General features: G+C 54.5%; 1 rRNA gene. It reads left to right on the forward strand.

The features are described from left to right. Positions 1 to 523 (forward strand): 23S ribosomal RNA (locus tag ACSEXW_RS28285); the annotation flags it as partial.

Consider the following 523-nt stretch of genomic DNA (forward strand, 5'->3'; position numbering starts at 1 on the left):
AGAGCGCACGGAGGATGCCTAGGCGCCAGGAGCCGAAGAAGGACGTAGCGAACGACGAAACGCCTCGGGGAGCCGTAAGCAGGCTTTGATCCGGGGATGTCCGAATGGGGAAACCCACATGGAGTAATGTCCATGTATCCATTACTGAATACATAGGTGATGTGAAGGCATACCCAGGGAACTGAAACATCTAAGTACCTGGAGGAAAAGAAAACAAAAGTGATTCCGTAAGTAGCGGCGAGCGAACGCGGAACAGCCCAAACCAAGGGGCTTGCTCCTTGGGGTTGTAGGACGTCAATGTGAGTGCAGCAGTTTAGGTGAAGAGGTCTGGAAAGGCCCGCTATAAGAGGTAAAAGCCCTGTAGCCAAAAAACTGCGAGACTCTAGACGGATCCTGAGTAGGGCGGGGCACGGGAAACCCCGTCTGAAACCGGCAGGACCATCTGCCAAGGCTAAATACTCCCTGGCGACCGATAGCGAAGCAGTACCGTGAGGGAAAGGTGAAAAGCACCCCGGAAGGGGAG

Origin of the sequence: Oryzibacillus soli (assembly GCF_051594765.1) — a bacterium.
GTDB lineage: Bacteria > Bacillota > Bacilli > Paenibacillales > NBRC-103111 > Paenibacillus_AR.